This is a genomic window from Pseudomonadota bacterium (assembly GCA_022361155.1).
In the GTDB taxonomy this organism is placed as follows: Bacteria; Myxococcota_A; Polyangia; order Polyangiales; family JAKSBK01; genus JAKSBK01.
In genome coordinates, this window is sequence record JAKSBK010000562.1 from 1 (window position 1) to 21,923 (window position 21,923).

Here is a 21,923-nt window from a genome sequence, read left to right on the forward strand (position 1 = left end):
GCGGTTGGATTTGGCACCGCGGTTGGATTTGGCACCGCGGTTGGATTTGGCACCGCGGTTGGATTTGGCACCGCGGCTGAACTCGGCATCGCGGTTGGATTTGGCACCGCGGTTGGATTTGGCACCGCGGCTGAACTCGGCATCGCGGTCGGTTTGTCCGGGTCCGGAGCGGTTTCGTCAGCCTGTTCGTCGCGTCCACCGCTCGCCGCAAGGGCGCTCGAGTCCCCACGCGTCTGCCCCGGCACGGGTTGCCGATCGGCGGCTAGCGCGCCGAATGCAGGCAGAGGCTTCGTGGGATCGTCGTCAACGGGGTCCGAGTCGACTTCGATCGGGGGCTCGATTTCGGTGGTCTGCTCCTCCGCCGCTGCTTCCGTTGCGGGCTGGGTCGCGTCCGCTTCCGCGGGTGGCGGGGGCCTGTCCCGCGGAGCATCCGAGCTGACCGGTGCCGGGTCCTGCATCGGGCGCGCCGTGTCTTCAGGCTGGGGCATCGGCCCTGATTTCTGGTCGCTCACGCATGCACCCTGCGGGCGATGGCCTCACCCACCCGAACGCGCTCACCTGCTCGCCGCAGCATCATCAGCGGTTCGGAAGACAGCATGACCACCGTGGAGCCCAGGTGAAACACACCCAGCTCTTGCCCGCGTGCCAAGCGCGGCGGCGCGTCGGTATACGTCCGGGTGCCGGCGGATACCCCGTCGTTCGTCACGATATCGCGGTCGAAGCTCAAGCTTATGCGCCCGACTCCAATAGCACCCACCAGGACGGTGGCCACTCGGCCCGCAGGTGCCCGCTGGTAGACCACCACGCGCTCGTTGCGGGCAAACAGCTTGCCGATGTTAGTCATACCCATGCGATTGACGGGAAACAGGGTGCCCGGTACGTGGCGCACGTACTCTACCACCCCATCAACCGGTGCGTGGACTCTGTGGTAGTCCCGCGGGGACAGGTACACCACTGCGAAGTAGCCGCCTGCGAAATCCTGAGCGTCGTTGGGATCGACCAACAGCTCGGCGGCCGTATAGCTGCGACCCTTCACATTCAGGATCGCGCCGGCCGCCACCCGGCCCTGATCCTCCAATCGGCCATCGGCAGGTGACAGGAACGCGCTGCGGTCGGGGTCGATCGGACGACTCCCCTCCTTGAGACCACGGGTGAAGAACGCGTCGAACGAGGCAAAGCCCTGCGCGGGGATGTCCGCCTCCGACAAATCGAGGTTGTAGGCACGCTGATAAACGTCCATGGCGTAGCGAAGCAGCACCGACGGGGCCCGAACCCGCGCGAGCCGGCCAACCGCACGGCTAATGCGCTTGCGGGGCAGGAGTCGAAGGGAGTTGACAGCAAGTCGAGCCGGATCAAGCAGCATGGTCGACGGGCCTACGAAACGCCGATGCGACGCTTTCACCGCGCCACCCACCAGGCGCTGCGCCTCTTGAACCGCCGCACGTCATGTTATGACAGCCCAAGTTGGAGCGTCAAATCGGCCCGCGCGGCGTTCGCGGCCCAGGGGACATCGATCACCAGCCTCCCGCCGGAGCGCACGGATGGGTCCGCGCAAGCGGCCGGATCCGTGCATTGGCCTCGAAGCACGACATGTGCGCGCTACACATCGAAATAGAGGTAGAACTCGTGCGGGTGCGGGCGCAGCCGCACGGGATCGGCCTCGCGCTCCAGCTTGTAGCCCACCCAGGCATCCACGAGGTCCTTGGTGAACACCTCACCCTGCAACAGAAACTCGTGATCTTCCTGCAGCGCGGCCAGAGAGCCCTCGAGCGAGGCCGGCACCGAGGCGATCTGACCTTGGCGCTCGGCGGACAACGCGAACAGGTTCTCGTCCGCGGGGTCACCCGGGTCGATGCGGTTCTTGATGCCGTCCAGCCCGGCCATCACCATCGCTGCGAACGCCAGGTAGGGGTTGGCGGAGGGGTCCGGCGCTCGGAACTCGAGTCGCCTTGCCTGCGGATTGTCGCTTACCGCGGGAATGCGCACGATCGCGCTCCTGTTCCGAGCGGAATACACGAGGTTCACCGGCGCCTCGTAGCCCGGCACCAAACGCTTGTAGGAGTTGGTGGTAGGCGCGCACAGGGCAAGCAGCGCCGGAGCATGCTTGAGGATGCCTCCGATGTAATAGCGAGCAAGCTCCGAGAGTGAAGCGTAGCCGTTCTTGTCGTAGAATAGCGGCGAGTCCCCTTTCCACAGGCTTTGGTGAACGTGCATCCCGGTGCCGTTGTCTTCGAACACCGGTTTGGGCATGAAGGTGGCCACCTTGCCATGTTGGCGGGCGGTATTCTTCACCACGTACTTGTACTTCATCACCTTGTCGGCCATCGCCTGCAGGGTGTCGAATCGAATGTCTATCTCACATTGTCCTGCCGTCGCGACCTCGTGGTGGTGCATCTCGGTTTGCACGCCGATATCGATCAGCTTCAGCACCACCTCCGAGCGGAAGTCCTGAAGCGTATCCGTAGGAGGCACTGGGAAATAGCCTTCCTTTTTTCGCGCCTTGTGACCGAGATTCGGGCCCTCATTGCTGCCGGTGTTCCAGGCTGCTTCAACCGAGTCAATGTAATAGAATCCACAGCTGGAGTCCTGGTTGTAGCGCACGTCGTCAAACACAAAGAACTCGATTTCGGGTCCGAAGTAGGCCCGGTCGGCGATCCCACTGCTGACAAGATACTCCTCGGCCCGCTTGGCTACTGTACGGGGGCTACGGCCGTACGGACGCAGCCCTGGCTCGCATACGTCACAGATGACGGCCAATGTAGGGTGCTTACAGAACGGATCCACGAACGCCGTGTCGACGTCCGGCAACAGGACCATATCCGATTCGTGAATCTGCTTGAAGCCACGGATCGACGAACCATCGAAACCGGTACCTTCCTTGAACAGGCTCTCGCCGATCTCCTCGTCGGTAACTGAGAAGTGCTGCCATGTTCCGGGTAGATCTATGAAGCGGAAATCAATGATCTTGATATTGTTTCGTTGAATGAGATCTCGAATATTCTTCAGTTTTGCGAGATGATCTGCCATTCCAGCCTGTCTCCTGTTTGCGCCGGCATGTGCCGGCCCTGGGCGCCTGGCCGCGACGGCGCGTGGCCGAACGTCATGCGGGCCCACTGTCGTTTCAGGCGGGCCGCTTAAGGTTTGCGCTCCGTTCTGTCAAGCGGAGAAGTCGGCTCGTGCCGGTACAAACGGCTGCGCAGTTCCTGAAGCCGCCGGTCCTGGATGCCTAGATCAAGGGCTAGCTCGAGCGCTCGCCGTGCTCCCGTGCTGTCCCCCGCGGACAGCTCGAGCGCTATCAGGTTCACCCAAACGGCAGCTCGGGACGGATCGAGCTCGAGGGCGCGCTGGTAGGCATCCAGAGCTGCCCGCAGGTTGCCGGCACGAGCGTGAACCAAGCCCAGGTTGGTCCAGGCCTGGGGGCGATCCGGTGCGAGGGTGATCGCGCGCTCCAGGGCGAGCAACGCGGTCGTCAAGTGTTGCTCCCCAAGGGCTCCTCTTGCGAAGCGCCCATAGGTGGCCGCCCATGCGTGCTGCGCGAGCCTGCTCCGCGGAACGCACGTTCCCAAGCGCGCCGTTCGGAGCCGATCGAGTTTCACCAGGTGCTGGCGGGCGTGCCCGCTATCGGGCAGGTCGGGATGCGCACGCAGGAATGGGACCGAGCTGGAGGTCGTCAGACTGGCTTGCAGGCCGGAGGCGCGCAGCGGCTCGTCGCTCTCCCAGCGCACCGGTCGTGGCACGCCGGTCTCGAGCAGGGCAGCGAGCGCAGCACGCACGCGCGCGGGACGCTGACCTGCCGGCGGCGCCGGGACCCCGCCCCAGCGTGCCAGGGCGGACAAGCCGGTCAGCGACCGCACCGTCACCGGGTCCCACAGGTGCTGGGCTGCCACCACCGCCACGTCGGGCCGGACCCCGTCGGCGTGCAGGGCGAACAACGCGCCCGCACAGACATCGTCCGAGTAGCACACCAGCACGGCGCGCGGCGGAAGCTTGCTCAACGGGCCGCCACCGCCATGCAGCTCATCCCAGATCGAGGATTGGAGCAGGTCGAGCTTGGCGAACGGGCTCGCGACCCAGACGCCGAGCAAGCCGGTCAACAAGAGCCCGCCGGGGCGTCCCGGGGCCCATGACCAGGTTCGGCCAAGCGCGCGAGCGACGGCAAGTCCACCCAGAACGCACACAACCGCCCCCGCCAGCTGCCCGACCTGCCGGTCGGCAACGCCCATCGGGTTGACCCACAATGCGTACGCAAGGTCCAGGCTCAGCAGGCAGAACGCCAGCAGAGCGAGCCGCCGCTCCGCCCTGGCGAGGAGCCAGAGTCCGGCGGCCGCGAGCGGAAGCAGCAGCCAGAGTTGGCCGAGCTGCGCTGCGAGCACCATCCACGGTGGGGTGGCAGCGCCGAGCATCTGGCCTGCATAGGCCGCCCGGATGCGCGCCGCGGTCAGATGCTGCCAAAACGCCGCAAGGGTCTCCGGATCGCCCCAATCGAGTGGAGGATCGCGCAGCGAAGCCAAGGGCAGGTAGACAACAAGCAGCGCGCTGCACAGAAGCGCAACGCCGCCAACCAGCCAAACGCGTGGGCGAACAGGCTGGACCAGGGGAAGCGCGCGAGCCAGCCACAGGGCAAGCAAGGGAAGCGCACACATCATGTGGATCGAGGGGGCGAGGCCCATGCCCAGGGCGATCCAGTACTTGCGCGAACCAGCAGCAAGAGCACCCAGACAGCCCAGTCCGAGCAGCAGCAGCGCGCTCGCGTAGACCTCCACGCTCAGTGCACTGGAACTGAAGGTGCCCCACGCCCCGAGCGCCGCTGCCGCGACTAGAGCTCCGGCTAGACGTGGCAGGGCAGCGGTAACCCCGGTGCGCCTTGCCAGGCGACTCGTGAGTTCCGCCACCAGCGCTAGCGCCGCGGCCGCCGTCAGTGCAACCGCCAGATTCTGGCGCCAGGCGTTCGTGCCGAGGGGGAGATAGGCCGCGAGACGGAACAAGAGCATGTTGGCCGCGAAGCCCGTGGGGTGAGCTACGCCGAGCCGAAAGGCTGCCGCCCCGATCTCCCCACTATCCCGGAAGCCCACCCCCGCGAAGGCGAAGCACCCGTAGACGCCGGACGCGAGCGCGAACACGATCAGGCCGGGGCTCGCTGGCTGCCGCTCGCTGCGATGGGAATCGTCCGTTTCTTCTTCCCGGCTTGGCCGATATCCTGTCGGCTGTCCTCATGCCCTCGCTGCTCAACACGGTACGCGACCTTGATCGACTCCGCCAGATCGTCACGGTGCTGGCAAGGCACGGGTTCGGCGAGGTAGTCCAACGTGCGGGGCTCTCCGCCCTTGCCTCCAGAAGCCCCGTGACCACGAGCGACTCGCAGGTCAGCGTCGGCGCGCGAATACGCCTCGTGCTGCAGGATCTCGGGCCCTCGTTCGTCAAGCTTGGTCAGATCGCCTCCACCCGACCCGATCTGCTGCCACCCGACGTAATCGCCGAACTGCAGAAGCTGCAGGATGAAGTGCCGCCGGTGCCTTTTGCCGAGCTGAAAGTCGAGTTGGAGGAGCAGTTGGGCGGCAGCGTCTCGGAGGTCTTCGAGGTCTTCGAGGAATCCCCCCTCGCCTCGGCATCGATCGGCCAGGCCCACCAGGCGAAGCTCAGCGGGCCGGAGGGTCCAATCGACGTTGTAGTAAAGATCCAACGCCCCAACATCCGGGCCGTGATCGAACGCGACATCGACCTGCTGTATTGGCTTGCCCATGCGATCGAGCGCTCGATGCCCGAGTCGCGCATCTACTGTCCCGTGCGCATGGTCAGCGAGTTCGACCGAGCGATCAGCTCGGAATGCGACTACGGACAGGAGGCCGACAACGCCGAGCGCTTCAGAGCCAATTTCGCGACCACGCCGAGCGTGACGTTCCCCAGCGTGTTTCGCCAGGCTTCCTCGAAGAAGGTGCTCACACTTTCTTTCTTACCCGGCAGGAACGTGTTCGAGGCAGTGCGAGAGGGCGCCAGCGGCGAGGTGATCGCTCGCAACGCCCTGGCCGTGATGATGAAGATGATATTCGAACACGGCTTCTTCCATGCGGATCCGCATCCGGGCAACGTGCTTATCCAGGGCGACCCCAGCTCCCCGGTGATCGGACTGATCGACCTGGGTCTCGTTGGCCGCTTGAGCCCGAAGCTGAGAGACAAGACGATCGACCTCGTGCTTGCGGCCGCACGCGAGGACCACAGGGCCGTGGTGGATGCTCTCTGTAGCATCGGGACAGCCACGAAGCCTCTGGATCGGGACGGGCTCGAGGCCCGCGTCGCGCAACTATCGCACAAGTACGTCGGAAAACAGCTCAAGGATCTCGAGCTGTCGAGCCTCGTGCGCGATCTTGCCTCCACGGCGAGCCAGTTCGGCCTGGAGATTCCACCCGACTTCCTCCTGGTGGCCCGAGCGCTGACCATGGTCGAGGGCATTGGCAAGCAGATTCATCCGCAACTCGACGTCCTGGAGGAGATAAAGCCCTATTTCACCGAGCTGCTGCTGCGCCGCTACGCGCCGGAGAAGATCAGCGGTGACCTGCTGCGCATGGCCGGCCAACTCACCAGCGCCGCGAGCGACGTACCGGCCTACACCCAGGAGGTGCTGCACGACCTGCGCCAGGGCCGTCTTAGCTTCCAGGTCCACAATCCCTCGCTCAACCAGGTGGCCGACAGGCTTGGGCGCCGCGTATTCAGTGGGCTTGTCGCCTCCGCTCTGATCGGCTCTGGCGCGTTTCTGATCGCCAAAGAGCAGCTGCTCGCGGGTGCAGGGTTCCTGTTCGCCTCCGTGTTGACCGCGCTCTTCTACGCCGGCCTGCTGACCTTCAGCGACAAGCGCTGATCGGTAACCGCTCACGGGGGTGTTCGCTTCGACGGCGGCTCCCAGGCGGCTTTCGCCCTCGTCCTGGCGCTGCAGCTGATTCCAACCCAGCCGCCAGTACTCCTCGCGTGATCCTACGGGCGCGCTCGCCCGGAAAACCGTCTGAAAGCCCGACTTCCAGGGCCTGAACAGTCGCACTGATCGTATCCGGCTACTGATTATTTGACATCCGACAACGTGTTCTGTATGAGGAGTACTAATCAGGCGCGCAGAGGCGCAAGTGCCCAGTGGATCCATGTCTAGCAGCAACAGCTGCCAGCCCCGAATGCAAGGAGCTTCGAATGCAAAAACTCACGGACAGACAGCGGATGGTGCTCGACTACATCTCGATTTCCATCGAGCGCAGGGGCTATCCGCCAACTCTTCGGGAGATCGGCAATCACATGGGAATTCGGAGCACAAATGGGGTGAATGACCACCTTAGAGCACTCGAACGCAAGGGCTACCTGGCACGCGAGGACATGAAGAGTCGCGCACTTCGACCTACTCCAGCGGCCGGCTACTCCATGCCTCGCATGTTCGATGCTGGACAGATGACGCGCGTACCGATTCTTGGCCGGGTCGCAGCCGGTCAGCTCTCGGAAGCGATCGAGAACCCCGAGGAAGCCGTGCACGTCGACCGAGGCCTGGTTGGGCAGGGATACGAGCTTTTTGGGCTGCGAATCCGAGGCGACTCCATGGTCGACGCGGGTATTCACGACGGCGACTACGTCTTCGTACGCAAGCAAACAGAGGCGACCCGGGGTTCCATTGTCATCGCGCTGGTGGGTGACGAGGCCACCTGCAAGTACTACTACCCCGAAAGCGATCACATCCGTCTGCAGCCGGCCAACGGCCAGATGGCGCCTATTCTGATTCCACGCAACGACTGGAGAACGGCCCACGTGCTTGGGGTGGTTGTTGGAGTCTATCGCAAGCTCGATGTTAGTTAGTTAATGCCGCCAACGCTGCTTTGGGACGTAATGGAAACGCTGGTGACGGATCCGTTTCGGCACGTCATGCCGCGTTTCTTTGGCTTGTCGCTGCCGCAGCTACTGGCGGCGAAGAACCAGCATGCGTGGATTGCGTTCGAGAAGGGGCTCTCAAGCGAGGAAACCTACCTGCGTGGTTTCTTTCAGGATGGGCGCAGCTTCGATCACGATGCCTTCCGGGCTCGTGTGAGGGCCTCGTACGAGTGGCTTCCCGGCATGCGCGAGCTTCTCGCTGAGCTACGCGCGCGGGGGCGTGCAATGTACGCCCTGAGCAACTATCCGGTCTGGTACACATGGATCGAAGAGCGGCTCGGCATGTCGAAGTACGTTCAATGGGACTTCGTGTCCTGCCGTACTGGATTGCGAAAGCCGGATCGTCGTGCCTATCTGAATGCCGCCGCCTGCATCGGGCGCGAGCCGTGCGAGTGTCTGTTCGTCGACGATCGAAGCGACAACTGCGACGCCGCCCGCACATTGGCCATGGACGCCCTGCTGTTCAAGGACAGCGGCAGCCTGCGTGTCGAGCTCAAGGCGCGCAACCTACTCTAGTTCGTGCCCAGAATGGCGCCAGAGCGGTTTGAGGCGTTTGCAGCGGTCGCCTATCCTCGGACGGAACCGGCCTAGAAAAGTGTGTAGATGAACGGCGCGGCCGCAGAGCCACCGAGCACTACCAGCATTCCCACTACGAGCAGGGTCAGGATGATGGGTGTCAACCACCATTTTTTATTCTGGCGCAGAAACAGCCAGAACTCGGCAAAAAATCCAATCTGACCCTGGTCAGCCTCCTGCGAGAAATCCAGCTTGTCATCCTTGGTGCTACTCATCAGGCTCTCCTTCGGCATCAGGTAGGGGCACTAGAACTGTCTGAAGTAGCTGGCGGTATCTCTTCCCGGGTGCGGCCGCCAGTAGCTCTGCGCCGTTGGATCGAACTTGCGGTTCATGGGGTCCTTTCCAAAGAGCCGCAGCAGCAGCCCCACGGGCGTCAGCACAACTAGGTAGATGAGGGTCAACAGGGTCCACGAGATGGTGTAGCCGATGGGCATCGTCAGGTAGATCCAGCCCAGATAGATCGGCCTCCTCAGTGGCGGGGCCACAGCGTAGAGAAGGCCCACAGAGGCTCCGATGCCTGCCAGGACCATCGCCACCCTGGGGGCTTCGAAACGCCAAAACACGATGCCCGCAACGAGGCCCATGAAGACAGGAAACATCCAGCCGAAGACGCGCAGATCGCGCCGGCTTGGATTCTTGTTGATCTCGATCAGGGCCATGTGCTTCGGTGTCCGGGAGTGGGTCAGTCGAGCGAGAACTGACTCAGGTACTGATCGACCTCGTGCTTGGGCGCCGCCGCCTGCTCGTCCTTGAGCAGCACCACATCTTCGAGAACCAGGACGTCCATGTTGGTAGCCAAGAAGCACCGGTAGGCGTCTTCGGGCGTGCACACGATAGGTTCGCCACGCACATTGAACGAGGTATTGATCAGCACGGGACAGCCCGACTGGCTGTAGAACTCCTTGAGCAACCGGTAGTAACGCCCATGACGCTCACCATCCACGGTCTGAACCCGCGCAGAGTAGTCGACATGGGTAATTGCTGGCACCTCCGAGCGGACCACCTTGAGCTTGTCGAGTCCCATGGCGCTCGACCCGTTGGTCTTTGCGCGCTTGGCCTCGACTACGGGCGCGACGACGAGCATGTAGGGGCTCTCCGTACCCTGGCCAAGCCCGAAGTACTCCTGCGCGTGCTCCTTGAGCACAGACGGTGCAAACGGGCGAAACGACTCGCGGAACTTGATCTTCAGGTTCATGACGGACTGCATGCGCGAACTGCGTGGATCGCCAAGAATGCTCCGCGATCCGAGGGCTCTGGGGCCAAACTCCATGCGGCCCTGCATCCAGCCCACCACTTTCTCCTGGTTGAGGAGCTCTGCCACCCGTCTACATAGCTGCCGGTCATCGCCGTAGACGTGGTAGCTGGCACCCTGGGCGTCGAGGAAGCGGCGGATCTCGTCGAGGTCGAACCGCGGCCCAAGCAGCGAGCCGGTTTGGCTGTCGCTGTGGCCCACCCGACGCTCGTTCCCCAGGAGCTGGTGCCAAATGAACAGCGCTGTTCCGAGCGCTCCGCCGGCGTCGCCCGCCGCAGGTTGAATCCAGATCTGGTCAAAGGGGGATTCGCGAGCGATCCGTCCGTTGCCGACGCAGTTCAGGGCCACACCGCCAGCCAGACAGAGATTGCGCTGGCCCGTTACTTCGTGGGCGTGACGCGCGCAACGAAGCATGATCTCTTCCGTGACCTGCTGAATCGACGCCGCGATGTCCATCTCGCGCTGCGTGATGGGTGCCTCGGGTTTTCGCGGGGGCCCGCCGAACAGCTTGTCCATCTTGGACGACGTCATTGTCAGTCCGTGGCAGTAGTTGAAGTAGCGCATATCCATGCGCAGGGAGCCGTCCGGCTTCAGGTCCAGCAGCTTGTCCAGCATCAGCTGCGCGAAACGTGGCTCGCCGTAGGGAGCCAGGCCCATGAGCTTGTACTCGCCCGAGTTCACCCGGAACCCGGTGAAGTAGGTGAAAGCCGAATACAGCAACCCGATCGAGTGGGGGAAATGCATCTCCTGCACCAGCGACAGCTCGTTTCCGCGGCCCACGCCCACGCTTGCCGTTGCCCACTCTCCGACCCCGTCCAGGGTCAAGACCGCGGCCTCCTCGAAAGGAGAAGGAAAGAACGCGCTGGCGGCGTGCGATTCGTGGTGCTCGGTGAAAATGAACTTCCTGGTGTACGCTCCACCCAGGCCCTTCGACAGCGCACGCGGGATGTGCAGCTTCTCCCGCAGCCACAGCGGCATGGCTTTCATGAAAGAACGATACCCGCGCGGCGCGTAAGCCACGTAGGTTTCCAGGAGGCGCTCGAATTTCAGCACCGGCTTGTCGTAAAAGCCCACGTAGTCAAGCTGGCTGGCACTCAAACCCGCCTGATCGAGGCAGTACTCGAGCGCGCGTTGCGGAAAATGGTGGTCGTGCTTCTTGCGGGTGAAGCGCTCTTCCTGAGCCGCAGCGACAATCCGGCCGTCCACCACCAGGGCGGCCGCTGAGTCGTGATAGAAGGCAGAGATTCCGAGAATTGCGGTCATTTTGGCGTGCGCGAGCGTTCGGAGGGAATACGGGCCGCAACCTGCGGTAGCCGGATCCAGCCTGGTCTTGGGATAGCAGAGCCCGCTTCGACGGCCAAGGACCCGTCGCTACAAGGGGCAGGGTCGAGCGTGGGACGACGCGGCAGACGGCCCCGCGCCGCAAGCCGGGCGGCGGGAGCGAGTTTGGAACGGGCACCAGCTAGCTGGCCTTTGCGGCTTTCTTTCTCCCTCTGGTCCTGCCCTTGCTCGGAGCGTTGCCCCGGCTTATCTCGCGCAGCCGTGCCGCCTTGCCACGCAACGCCCGGAGGTAGTAGAGGCGTGAGCGGCGCACGCGGCCGCTGCTGACGACCTCCACCTTCTCGATACGCGGCGAATGCAGGGGGAATATGCGCTCCACTCCGACGCCGAGAGCGACCTTGCGGACGCAGAAGGTGGCCCCGATCCCGCCGCGCGACTTGCGAATGACAGTCCCCTGAAAGATCTGTATTCGCTCCTTGTCTCCCTCGTGAATGCGATAGTGGACCTTGAGGGTATCGCCGACCCTGAAAGGGGACAGCTCACGGCGCTGGCGGTCTTCGATCGCTCTGATTCCGGGTACCGTGTGCATGGTTGGTGGGCGCCCTCCTAGCATGGCAAATCGCCGAAAGCAAAGTTCTTCCTGGCCGGACCCTCCCTCATTGACGGGCAGCGGCTTGGCGTGGCCCGAGCAGCCTGTCGAGTACGATTGCGGCGGCCGAGCGTACCGAGAGGTGGTTGTACGCCGTGGGACCGACGATGGGCTCGAGAACGGCATCGCAGGCATCCAAGACCTCCAAGGCCAGGCCGTGGCTGGTGCCAAAAAGCAGCAGCAACGGCGCCTTCCGTTCGGTCAGGCTGGCCCTCAGGCGCTCGAAGCTCAGGGTCGAGCGCTTCCTCGGGGGACTGGCAGCGGTGGCAACGAGCGTGGGTCGGGCACCGCTTTCCGCAGCTATCGCAGCAGCGGCGCACTCGATCGATCCCACCACGTGACACAGGCCGAGCGCTTCGGCGCGCTCGGGCCCCCTGCGCAAGCCCGCACCCTTGAGCCAGTGGTCGATAATGCGCGTGGCCAGCACCCGCTGGGCATCCACAGGGGTAATCAGGAAGTAGCCCGACAGGCCGTAGGTCCTGGCCGCGCGAGCGATGTCATGCACGTCGAGATTCGTGATCGACGCGGTCACGGACGTCCCCTCGCGGTCGCGCACTGGATAGTGGACCAGCGCGCAGTATACCGCCGTCACGATGGCTCCAAACCGTCGGGGTCCCGGCCCGCCCGGGCGAGCCACCGCTGCTCCTGCTCACTCAGCGACGTGCGTGCGAGGAGGTCGGGGCGCCGGCGGCTCGTCCTCAGCAGGGACTGAAGCCGCCTCCAACCGGCGATCGCCGCGTGGTCGCCCGAAAGCAGTACGCCGGGGACGGGTTCGCCACGGAACTCCCGGGGGCGCGTGTATTGCGGATACTCTAGGAGACCCTCGGCAGCGTGGGACTCCTGCTCGCAAGAGCGCCGATTGCCCAACACGCTGGGTACGAAACGTGATACCGTTTCGATCACAGCCATGGCAGCCACCTCGCCGCCGCTCAGGACGAAGTCACCCAACGACAGCTCCTCGTCCACATGCCCGCGCACGCGCTCGTCGAACCCCTCGTAGCGCCCACACACCAAGGTCAATGCTCCAAGCCTGGACCAGTGCTTCGCTCGTGTCTGGGTCAACACTGCACCCTGAGGCGTGAGCAGCACTCGGTGAGCCCGCTGCGGTGCTGCCGAGTCGCCGCTCTTTGGCTGATCGCAAGCATCCATTGCGTCGCACAGGGGGCCAGGTATCATTACCATACCGGCGCCACCCCCGTAGGGGGTATCGTCTACGCTCCTATATGTATCTCGCGTGTAGGCACGTGGATTGACGCAGTGTATCTCGATCGCACCCGCGGCAACGGCTCTACCAAGAACGCCCACGCGGAGCAGCGGCTCGAACAGCTCGGGAAACAGTGTGATGACGTTGAAACGCATGTAGCACCCGAAAGCTGTAGGACTTTTAGGGTCCGTCCCGGTTGTCGCTGGACGGCCACTTGGGTCGAGGAACTACGGGAAGCTCTAGGAAGTGCTGCACGACCATGGCACCACGATCGACATCAACCGAGATCAGGTAGGGAGCGATCATCGGCACCTCCCGTACCACACCGTGTCCATCCACGAGCACGACGTCCACGCTTGGATACGGCTCTACCCCTCGCACGATGCCCAGCGGACTGCCATGGATGTCCCTGACCTGAAGGCCAACCAGATCGACGTGATAGTACTCACCGCGGGCAAGGGGCGGCAGTTGGCCCCGGCCAGCGCACAGCTCGTATCCCGTCAACCGCGAGGCTGCCTGCCGGTCGAGGATGCCGGAGAATCCGAGCAGCAGAAGGGGGGCCCTGTGAGGGCGGACCGAGGTGATCTCGAGGGCACAGCAAGCATGGGATTGCCGCGCCACCACATGCGTAAGCCGCGTTATCAGATCCGATTCGGGATTGTATGGACGCACGCGAAGCTCGCCCCGAAGCCCATGCGGGCGGCCGATTCGTGCCAGCGAAACCAGGCCTCGCAGGCCTCGTTGGGAAGCGCCGGGCCCGGGTCTGCGAATCATCGCCCAGGGCTACTCGAGAATCTCGAGCACTGCGCGCTTTGAGCGCCTGGCCGAGCTCGCCGCCAGCAGCGTACGAAGCGCGCGCGCCGTACGGCCGTCCTTGCCTATTACCTTACCCAGGTCGCCCTGGGCCACGCTCAGTTCCAGAATCACCGTTCGCTCGCCTTCCACAGCGGTCACTTGCACGGCATCGGGTTCATCCACAAGGGCCTTCGCCACGTACGAGACGAGTTCTGTGAGCTGGTCCATGGGGGAGCTCCGGACCCCGCTGGCAGGGTCTTGAATCATGGTTTTGTCGCTCGAGTCGCTAGGCAATGGACGCTCTGGCAGCTGGCGAGCCCGCGCCAACCGAGCTCATCAGCTGGTGCGGCAAGGCTCTATCCTACCGTAGAGACCGAGTTGCGGTCGCTGGTTCATCGGCGCTCTAGCCCACGGAGGAGGCACCGAGGGCCTCCTTGATGACGTGGCCGGCGGTTCGAGTCATCTGTGCGCCATGACCCAGCCAGTACTCGAGCCGGTTGCCGTTGATGCGAGCCTCGCTCATCGGTCGAGCGGGATCATAAGTACCGATCTGCTCCACGAACTTACCGTCTCTGGGGCTTTCGGAGTTGGCCACCACGACGTGGTAGTAGGGCCTCTTCTTTGCGCCGCGTCTGGCCAATCGAACTTTGAGCATGCTGGAGGTCTTCCTCGTCAAACACGAAGGCGTGACACAAGATCGCGCAAGCTAGTCGGGCCACCCTCACGCGTCAAGTGGGCCAGCGAACCCCGCACCACGCAAGCAAGCGCCCGATTTGAAACGGCCCCTGTCTCGCTGCTAAGGATCGCGGGTGGTTCGAAGCCGGCGCGCGTTCAAGGCCAACGGGTGCTCCCACAAGGAGACCGCAGCTAGGGAGCGTCTGCCAGGGCGTGCGCGCAGGCCAGTGTTGCGGGGCGCTTCGCTCGCGGCACTGGCCTGCCTGACCATGACCTGTTCCAACGGTAGAGCTCCAACACGCGCGACCAGCGATGTCGCCCGAACCGCGTTCGATGTGCGTGTAGCAGTGTTGACGGATCTCCAGGGTTACCTCGAGCCGTGCGGATGCCAGAGCCGACCTCTCGGAGGCATAGACAAGCTGGCGGCGAAGCTCGACCAGCTAGCGTCGGAGCGCCTGCCCATGCTCCTTCTGCTGTCCGGGAACGTGTTTTTCGGCGGGTTACCAGCGGGGGCGCAAAACGAAGCTGCAAAAGCTCAAGAGATCTGGAAGGCTCAGCTGCTCGCGGAGCTACTGGGCGAGCTGGGCGCCTCCGCGGTTGCTCCGGGCCCGGCGGACCTGTCGCACGGAGTCGCGACCCTGGGTTCCCTCAAGCGTACTGCGCGCTTTCCGCTGCTTGCCTACGGCGAATCGCTTTCCAGCGATGCTGCGAAGCCCGAAGCGTTCAAGGCCACCAGCCTGCACCGGCTCGGTAAAGCGACCGTTGGCGTTTGGGGACTGAGCCCCTTGAGCAAGCCGCTCGAGCTGCCGGCAATCGAGCGGGCAAGCCGCAAGCTCACGGCCCGACTTCGCGGGCAGGGTGCCCAGATAGTGATTGGGTTGCTGTACGCCAAGCGCCGCCTGGCGCGCCGGGCACTGGCCAACATACGTGGCCTGGACTTCGTGGTCGACCGCGGTCTCGAACAAGCCATCCCACAGCCACCCACCCGGGTGGCGGGAGGCCCTGTCTTCCTGAGCGCCGGTCGCCAGGGGCACGGCCTGGTCGTGCTGGACCTCATCCGCAAAGAAGAAGGAGGCTTCACGGACGTCGGCGACTGGGCGCGCCAGCGCCGAACCAACGGGCTCGCGCGGCGTATCGCTGACCTGCAGAGGCGCATCGCCGGCTGGGAGAAGGATCGGCAGGTCAATCAACGCGACGTGGACAGACAACGGCGACGGCTAGAGCATCTGCTGGCCGAACTCCGGGAGGTGCAGGCAGCGCCGCAGCCGCAGGGCAACATCTTTGCTTCCAGGTGGATCGAGCTGGCTCCGGAAATTGCCGGAAAGCCTTCGGTGAAGGCTCGGGTTGACGCCTACGACCGGCGCGTCAACGCCCACAACAGACGCGCGCTGGCCGACTGGAAGCCGCCTCCCGCAGCAAAGGGAGCCGCTCGCTACGTCGGCTCTCGAAAGTGCGGGGCCTGCCACGCAGCCGCCTTCGCTTGGTGGCGCACGCACGCCCACGGCCGTGCCTACGCCACGCTCGAGCGGCTGGACAAGCAGTTCAATCTCAGCTGTGTGGGTTGTCACGTCACAGGCTACAACAAACCCGGGGGCAGCACCGTGGTGCACAACCGGGGACTCACCAACGTCGGTTGCGAGAGTTGTCATGGACCTGGGAGCCGGCACCCCGCACCGGAGCTATCCAGCGTCACGCGCGAGGTTGCCGAGCGGGTTTGTGTGACATGCCACAACGAGGAACACAGCGACCGCTTCAGCTACCCGACCTACCGCGCCGCGCTGCTAGTGCCAGGACACGGCAAACCGCTGAAGGCTGCCGAGTAGCCTGCGCCAAGAAGAAGCCGCCGAATCTTGCGGCAAGCCAAATCAGGGTAGCTCTGCTTCGCCAAGCATGTTTCGTTTCAGAATCGATGCGAGAGCGAGCGCGCCCGCAGGAGCGGACCGAGGAATAGCAGCGCTATTTCGCAGGGCCGATCCGAGGACGAAAGCCGCTCTCGCGCGATTCTGAAACGAAACTCCCTATCCGAGCAGGTCGCGGGCGATCAACATCCGCTGCACCTCGCTCGTGCCCTCGCCGATTCGACATAGTCGCACGTCGCGTAGGTGGCGCTCCACCGGGAACTCCCGAGTATACCCGTAGCCGCCGTGAATCTGCAGCGCGTGGTCGCAGGCGCGCTGGGCGGCCTCGGACGCGAAGAGCTTGGCCATGGCGGCCTCGCGGCGAAAAGGTCGCCCGGTATCTGCCAGCCAGGCGGCTCGCCATAGAAGCAGCCGGGCCGCATCCAGCTCCGCCCGCGCGTCGGCAAGCATCCATTGAATCGCCTGAAAGTCCGCAATGGGCTTTCCGAATTGCCTGCGCTCCTTGGCGTACTGGATCGCAGACTCGAGGGCACCCTCCCCCAAACCTAGCGCGAGGGCGCCAATGCTGATTCTTCCCTTATCCAGAATCTGCATCGCATCCACGAAGCCCGAGCCGCACTCGCCCACCCGCTGAGCGTCGGCGACTCGAGCGTTGTCGAGAACGATCTCCGCCGTGTCGCTCGAGCGCATGCCGAGCTTCTTGACCTCTCGAGCAATACGGAAACCCGGTGTATCGCGCTCGAGAGCAAAGGCGGTGACACCTTTGCTCCCCGCCTGGACGTCGGTCTTTGCCAGAACGACCCAAACACCAGCGACCGAGCCTTGCGTCACAAACATCTTGCTTCCGTTGATCAGCCAACCATCGCCGTTCCTCACGGCGCGCGTCTGCATCGACACCGAGTCGGAGCCCGAGCCGGGCTCGGTCAGGCACCAGGCACCGAGCCACTGGCCGCTCGCAAGCTTCGGAAGGTACCGTTGCTTCTGCTCCTCGCTGCCAAAACTCGCCAAATGCGACGATCCAAGTCCATTGTGAGAGGCCAGGGTCAGGCCGAGCGAACCGTCTGCTCTGCTGATCTCCTCTACGACGATCGCATACGCGAGCGTATCCAAGCCAGCACCGCCGTACGCCTCGGGTATTAGGACACCCAAGAACCCCAACTCACCCAACCGCGGGATGATTTCCGATGGGAAACGCTCTTGTTCATCCCACTCGACCGCACGAGGTGCGACCTCGTCGCGCGCGAACTGCCGCGCCGTGTCCCGTATGGTGCGATGCAGATCGTCGAGTTCGAAGTTCATGAGCTGAAGATCGTCTGCCACATCGGGGGCCTTGGCTTGCGCGGGCCCCTGGGAGCTACGAAGCCTACGGCGCGCTGCCGTGGAACCTGCAGCAAGCAGGAGGCGCGATGGCTGGGCCCAGTCTCAAGATGCAGGGGGCAGACGCCGGGGTCAAGGCCACAGCAGCTTGGGGGTCCGTCCGAGACAGCCCGATCGGACCACCCAGCTCCCATTGATTCGTGCATGCGCGGCTACTAGCACTTGCCGACACAGAGCTGTTAGATTCCGTAGGTGACCACGAGCCACTCATCGGCAACGATCGCACGTGCCCAAGAGCTCCTCGATCGACTGCAGCGCGAGCCGCCCGAGCGGCAGCAGCTTGTCGACGCCGCAATCGACATGGCCGCGTACTTGACCGAGCAGAGCGAGCGCCTGGCGACCCGAGCTGACCGCAAGCGCAAGGAGCTTCTGGCGCGGCTCATGAACGATCCGAAGGGGCAGATCTTCACCACCGCACTGACGGACCGTGTGCATCGTAGCCGCGATCCAGCGCGGGTGGTGGACGTCACCGCTCATCTGATAGACACGCTGGGCGTACCTTCCTATCTCTTTGGAGTCGACCGCACCCAGCTGCGCGCACTGCGAAGCTTGGGCTCCTGGGCACCCGGGCTCACGGCCCCCGCCGTATATCAGAGGCTCCGCCAGGACACCGAGAGCATCATTCTTTCGAGCGACCCAAAGACGCTTCGAAGCCACCTCAAGCGGCGGCGCGCTCAGGGAGCCCGTCTGAACGTGAATCTGCTCGGAGAGGCCGTCCTCGGCGAGGAGGAGGCCGCGCGCCGCGTGGAGCGCTACATGCGGCTTCTGGCGCTGCCGGACGTGGAATGCGTCTCTGTCAAGGTCTCATCGATCGCCAGCCAGCTCAACCTGTTAGCCTGGGACGAAGTACTCGAACGCCTGAGCCAGCGTCTTGAGAAGCTCTACGACGCTGCGATGGCGCATCCCGACCCAGGATCGGGCGAGGCCAAGTTGGTCTACCTCGATGTCGAGGCCAGGCAGGACCTTTGCCTCACGGTCGAGCTCTTCCAGCGCGTCCTCGATGAACCGCGCTTCAAGGGGCTTGCCGCCGGGATCGCCATGCAGGCGTACCTGCCCGAAGCGCCGGCGTTGCAGAGGCAGTTGACAACCTGGGCCATGCAGCGCCGCAAGGACGGAGGTGCGCCAATCCGCATCCGCTTGGTGAAGGGAGCGAACCTGGCCGCCGAGCGCGTCCTGGCGTCCATGCAGGGTTGGCCGGTGCCCGTCTATCCCAGCAAGCATGAGGTCGACGCCAGCTTCAAACGCATGTTGACCTACGCCTGCCAGCCCGAGCACGCGCAGGCGGTTCGCGTTGGCGTGGCTAGCCACAATGTTTTCGACGTGGCCTACGCGCTGTGCGTTAGGGCGGCGAACGCCGTCGAGGACATGGTGGGCTTCGAGCTTCTTGAAGGCATGGCTGATCCCTTGCGTCGCGCCATTCAGCTCTTCACCAGGGACGTGTTGCTGTACGCGCCCGTGGTGGAGACAGACGACTTCCATCATGCCATGGCCTATCTGATCCGGCGGCTCGACGAAAACACTTCAAGCGACAACTTCCTTCACCACAGCTTTCGTATGAGAGCTGGCGATCGCGCCTACCAAGACCAGCTGAGCAGATTCGTACGGGCGGCCCAAGCGCAAGACGAAGTCAGCGAAGAACCACGGCGCGCCGCGATACGCGACGAGCCTCCGAAACACCCCAAACTCGACGGTCCGTTCCGCAACGAGCCCGATACCGACTTCTCGCTGATGCGCAATCGCGAGTGGATCGGGCAGATTCTGCAGGAACGACACGATCAGCCTGCGGAGGACGTCCCGATTCGAGTGGCGGGACAGGATCGCTACCGGGAGCCCACGGCCGAGGGATTCGACCCTTCCCGGCCGGGTCACTGCCCCTACCGATACGCGCTGGCTAGCGAGGACGACCTCGAGCAGGCGGTTGCCACGGCCGCTGAGATGGCTCAACGCTGGGGGGCAACCCCCGTGGATCTGCGCAGCTCCGTGCTCGCGCAGGTGGCGCGGCTCCTTCGAGAGCAGCGCGGCCAGTTCATCGCGACGATGGTGCTCGACGGCGGCAAGGCCGTTGCCGAGGCAGACACGGAGGTCTCTGAAGCCATTGATTTCGCGGAGTACTACCGGCGAAGCATGGCCGATGCCCTTGACCTGCCCGAGCTCGAATTCCAGCCCAAAGGGGTCACTCTGGTGGCGCCGCCCTGGAATTTCCCGCTTGCTATCCCTGCGGGAGGTGTGTTCGCCGCGCTTGCTGCCGGCAATACCGTGCTGCTCAAGTCCGCGCCTGAGACCGTCCTGGTCGCTCGGAAGCTTGCTGAGCTGTGCTGGCGGGCGGGCTTGCCCAAGGGCGTGCTGCAGTTCCTGATCTGTCAGGACGAGCTCGCGTCCAGGCTGATTCGCGACCCAAGAATCAACAGCGTGATTCTCACCGGGGCCACTTCCACCGCAAAGCTGTTCCATGAGCTGCGGCATGACGTCGATCTGATGGCGGAGACCGGGGGCAAGAACAGCCTTATCGTCTCCGCCCTGGCGGATCAGGACAGAGCCATCGAAGACCTGGTGAGCTCGGCGTTCAGGCACGCCGGCCAGAAGTGCAGCGCTGCGAGCCTCGCGATCTGCGTAGCCGAGGTCTACGACAGCGAGGCGTTTCGCCGGCAGCTACGTGACGCTGCGGACAGCTTGCCGGCAGGCTCGGCATGGGATCCACGCAGCGTGGTGACACCACTTATCCGCCCGCCCGGCGGTGCCCTGGAACGAGCGCTGCAGACGCTGGACGAGGGCGAGCAGTGGCTCCTGCCGCCGCGTGAGCATCCAAGCAACCCCCGTTTATGGACCCCTGGCATCAAGCTCGGCGTGCGCGAGGGAAGTTTCACTCATCAGACCGAGCTGTTCGGGCCGGTCCTGGGTGTCATGCGTGCCAGGGATCTGGAACATGCGCTGCAACTCGCCAACGCGACACCCTACGGTCTCACTGCGGGCCTGCACAGCCTAGACGAGCGAGAGCAACAGCACTGGAGGCAGCGGATCGATGTGGGCAACGCCTACATCAACCGGGGCACTACAGGAGCCGTCGTCCGTCGCCAACCTTTCGGTGGCACCAAGGCCTCGAGCTTCGGGCCGGGGGCCAAGGCCGGGGGCCCGAACTATGTCTGGCAGCTCGCGCGGATACGCCAACAGCAGCTGCCCGACATGGTTTCGGAGTGCTCCGATGCCGTGTTGCGCATCCTGGCAGTCGCCGAGCCCCGGCTCGAGGCGTCCGCGTCCACGGCATGCCGCCGAAGCGCCCGCAACTACGCGTATGCCTGGAAAGCCCATTTTGCCGGTTGGCACGATCCCAGCCACGTCCTCGGAGAAGACAACCTGTTTGGCTATCGCCCGTGCTCCCCTTTACTAGTCCTGGGGCTGCGCGACGCCGAACCGCTGGACGTCGTGCGCGCCTGCTGCGCCGCTGCCACGTGCGGCTGCGCCTACGAGCTTTGGCTCGCCCCGGAGCTCTCGGACCAGCACTCCTGGCTGGCAGAAGTCCCGGGCGCTCGGGCTCGCGTCGTGGCGGAGGGCGAGCTCGGCGAACAGGTCGCCCGACACGGCACCACGCGCTGCCGGGCCTTGGGAGGCGCGGAACCGGACTTGTTTGCGGAGGCTGCCCAGTCCGGGGTTCACATATGCGCAGAGCCAGTACTCGCCACCGGTCGTGTGGAGCTGTTGCGGTATCTGCGGGAACACACGCTTTCGGTCCAGTATCACCGCTACGGCAACCTCGGTCGCGTCAGCGGTGCCCCAGAAGCTCGCTAGTCCATCAACAGAACTGCCAGCGGCGCTCCAGCCTCAACCTGGTTGGGCCAGCCTGCGTCAACCTCAACCTGGGTCGGGTCGGCCGGCCTCAACCCGGGTCGGGCAACGTCAACGCTGCGGCCTCAACCCGGGTCGGGCAACGCGGGTCGGGCCGATCCGGCGGAACCTCAACCGGTCGGCCTCAACCCGGGTCGGGCAACGCGGGTCGGGCCGATCCGCGGCCTCAACCCGGGTCGGGCAACGCGGGTCGGGCCGATCCGCGGGTCGGGTGGCGGAACCTCAACCCGGGTCGCTTGATACGTAGGAGCTACATGGGAGGGATGAGGCGGATCGTCAGTCAACCTCAACCCGGGTCGGGTCCAGGGCCAGGGCGATCGAGTTCTAAAAATGCTGGACAAGAGCTTGAAAAGGTGATCGACCCTGTGTGCCGGGCATGGCGTCCGGCCCCAGGAGGTCGGTCGAATGCCACGGACCACACAGGCTCAGAGGGTCGAAGAGGGCAATGAGTAACTTCTCAAAAGGTGGTGGCGAGGAGAGGAGGGTAGGATCGCACAGGGTACAGAGCACTCAAGGAGC

The 21,923-nt window shown here is 64.3% G+C and carries 18 protein-coding genes; 5 read left to right on the plus strand and 13 right to left on the minus strand.

Annotation, left to right across the window (positions count from 1 at the left end):
- Positions 1-508: 508 nt before the first annotated feature.
- The 3 genes from asd to MJD61_20980 all read right to left on the minus strand — a co-directional run bounded on the left by asd (position 509) and on the right by MJD61_20980 (position 5,120).
- The gene (gene asd, locus MJD61_20970) at positions 509-1,363 is read right to left on the minus strand and encodes an archaetidylserine decarboxylase (protein ID MCG8557730.1); all 855 of its coding nucleotides are present in this window, start codon (positions 1,361-1,363) and stop codon (positions 509-511) included.
- 236 nt (positions 1,364-1,599) lie between these two features.
- Positions 1,600-3,027 (minus strand): type I glutamate--ammonia ligase, encoded by a 1,428-nt coding sequence (gene glnA / locus MJD61_20975; GenBank protein ID MCG8557731.1) that lies wholly within the window; start codon positions 3,025-3,027, stop codon positions 1,600-1,602.
- Between the two features lie 107 nt (positions 3,028-3,134).
- A complete protein-coding gene (locus MJD61_20980; GenBank protein ID MCG8557732.1) occupies positions 3,135-5,120 on the minus strand; it encodes a tetratricopeptide repeat protein in 1,986 nt (661 codons plus the stop codon).
- Positions 5,121-5,212: 92 nt separating this feature from the next.
- On the opposite strand from MJD61_20980, the gene MJD61_20985 reads away from it, so the two are divergent.
- The 3 genes from MJD61_20985 to MJD61_20995 all read left to right on the plus strand — a co-directional run bounded on the left by MJD61_20985 (position 5,213) and on the right by MJD61_20995 (position 8,412).
- The gene (locus tag MJD61_20985; GenBank protein MCG8557733.1) at positions 5,213-6,853 is read left to right on the plus strand and encodes an AarF/UbiB family protein; all 1,641 of its coding nucleotides are present in this window, start codon (positions 5,213-5,215) and stop codon (positions 6,851-6,853) included.
- 320 nt (positions 6,854-7,173) lie between these two features.
- Positions 7,174-7,824: a transcriptional repressor LexA gene (gene lexA / locus MJD61_20990; protein MCG8557734.1), complete on the plus strand. Its 651-nt coding sequence runs from the start codon at positions 7,174-7,176 to the stop codon at positions 7,822-7,824.
- A gap of 30 nt (positions 7,825-7,854) precedes the next feature.
- Positions 7,855-8,412: an HAD family phosphatase gene (locus MJD61_20995; GenBank protein MCG8557735.1), complete on the plus strand. Its 558-nt coding sequence runs from the start codon at positions 7,855-7,857 to the stop codon at positions 8,410-8,412.
- A 71-nt stretch (positions 8,413-8,483) separates the two neighbouring features.
- Here the strand turns inward: MJD61_20995 and MJD61_21000 are convergent, their stop codons facing one another.
- The 9 genes from MJD61_21000 to rpsP all read right to left on the minus strand — a co-directional run bounded on the left by MJD61_21000 (position 8,484) and on the right by rpsP (position 14,308).
- Positions 8,484-8,630: a DUF5989 family protein gene (locus MJD61_21000; protein MCG8557736.1), complete on the minus strand. Its 147-nt coding sequence runs from the start codon at positions 8,628-8,630 to the stop codon at positions 8,484-8,486.
- Between the two features lie 87 nt (positions 8,631-8,717).
- A complete protein-coding gene (locus tag MJD61_21005) occupies positions 8,718-9,131 on the minus strand; it encodes an SxtJ family membrane protein (GenBank protein ID MCG8557737.1) in 414 nt (137 codons plus the stop codon).
- 23 nt (positions 9,132-9,154) lie between these two features.
- Positions 9,155-10,987 (minus strand): carbamoyltransferase, encoded by a 1,833-nt coding sequence (locus MJD61_21010; protein ID MCG8557738.1) that lies wholly within the window; start codon positions 10,985-10,987, stop codon positions 9,155-9,157.
- 199 nt (positions 10,988-11,186) lie between these two features.
- Positions 11,187-11,594 carry a 50S ribosomal protein L19 gene (rplS, locus tag MJD61_21015; protein ID MCG8557739.1) on the minus strand — a complete coding sequence of 136 codons (408 nt, stop codon included), beginning with the start codon at positions 11,592-11,594 and terminating at the stop codon, positions 11,187-11,189.
- A 67-nt stretch (positions 11,595-11,661) separates the two neighbouring features.
- The gene (locus MJD61_21020; GenBank protein ID MCG8557740.1) at positions 11,662-12,246 is read right to left on the minus strand and encodes an RNA methyltransferase; all 585 of its coding nucleotides are present in this window, start codon (positions 12,244-12,246) and stop codon (positions 11,662-11,664) included.
- On the minus strand, positions 12,243-13,013 hold the full coding sequence (trmD, locus tag MJD61_21025; GenBank protein MCG8557741.1) for a tRNA (guanosine(37)-N1)-methyltransferase TrmD: 771 nt from the start codon (positions 13,011-13,013) through the stop codon (positions 12,243-12,245). The genes MJD61_21020 and trmD overlap by 4 nt, the downstream gene beginning before the upstream one ends.
- A 25-nt stretch (positions 13,014-13,038) precedes the next feature.
- Entirely contained in the window at positions 13,039-13,632 is a 594-nt protein-coding gene (gene rimM, locus MJD61_21030) for a ribosome maturation factor RimM (protein ID MCG8557742.1), read from the minus strand.
- A gap of 9 nt (positions 13,633-13,641) precedes the next feature.
- A complete protein-coding gene (locus MJD61_21035) occupies positions 13,642-13,881 on the minus strand; it encodes a KH domain-containing protein (protein ID MCG8557743.1) in 240 nt (79 codons plus the stop codon).
- A gap of 175 nt (positions 13,882-14,056) precedes the next feature.
- The gene (gene rpsP / locus MJD61_21040) at positions 14,057-14,308 is read right to left on the minus strand and encodes a 30S ribosomal protein S16 (protein MCG8557744.1); all 252 of its coding nucleotides are present in this window, start codon (positions 14,306-14,308) and stop codon (positions 14,057-14,059) included.
- A gap of 154 nt (positions 14,309-14,462) precedes the next feature.
- Between rpsP and MJD61_21045 the strand changes: the two genes are divergently transcribed.
- Positions 14,463-16,151: a hypothetical protein gene (locus MJD61_21045; protein ID MCG8557745.1), complete on the plus strand. Its 1,689-nt coding sequence runs from the start codon at positions 14,463-14,465 to the stop codon at positions 16,149-16,151.
- 195 nt (positions 16,152-16,346) lie between these two features.
- Here MJD61_21045 and MJD61_21050 read toward each other — a convergent pair whose 3' ends face one another.
- Positions 16,347-17,486 carry an acyl-CoA dehydrogenase family protein gene (locus MJD61_21050; GenBank protein ID MCG8557746.1) on the minus strand — a complete coding sequence of 380 codons (1,140 nt, stop codon included), beginning with the start codon at positions 17,484-17,486 and terminating at the stop codon, positions 16,347-16,349.
- A 270-nt stretch (positions 17,487-17,756) separates the two neighbouring features.
- On the opposite strand from MJD61_21050, the gene MJD61_21055 reads away from it, so the two are divergent.
- Positions 17,757-21,347: a bifunctional proline dehydrogenase/L-glutamate gamma-semialdehyde dehydrogenase gene (locus MJD61_21055; GenBank protein MCG8557747.1), complete on the plus strand. Its 3,591-nt coding sequence runs from the start codon at positions 17,757-17,759 to the stop codon at positions 21,345-21,347.
- The last annotated feature ends 576 nt before the right edge of the window (positions 21,348-21,923 follow it).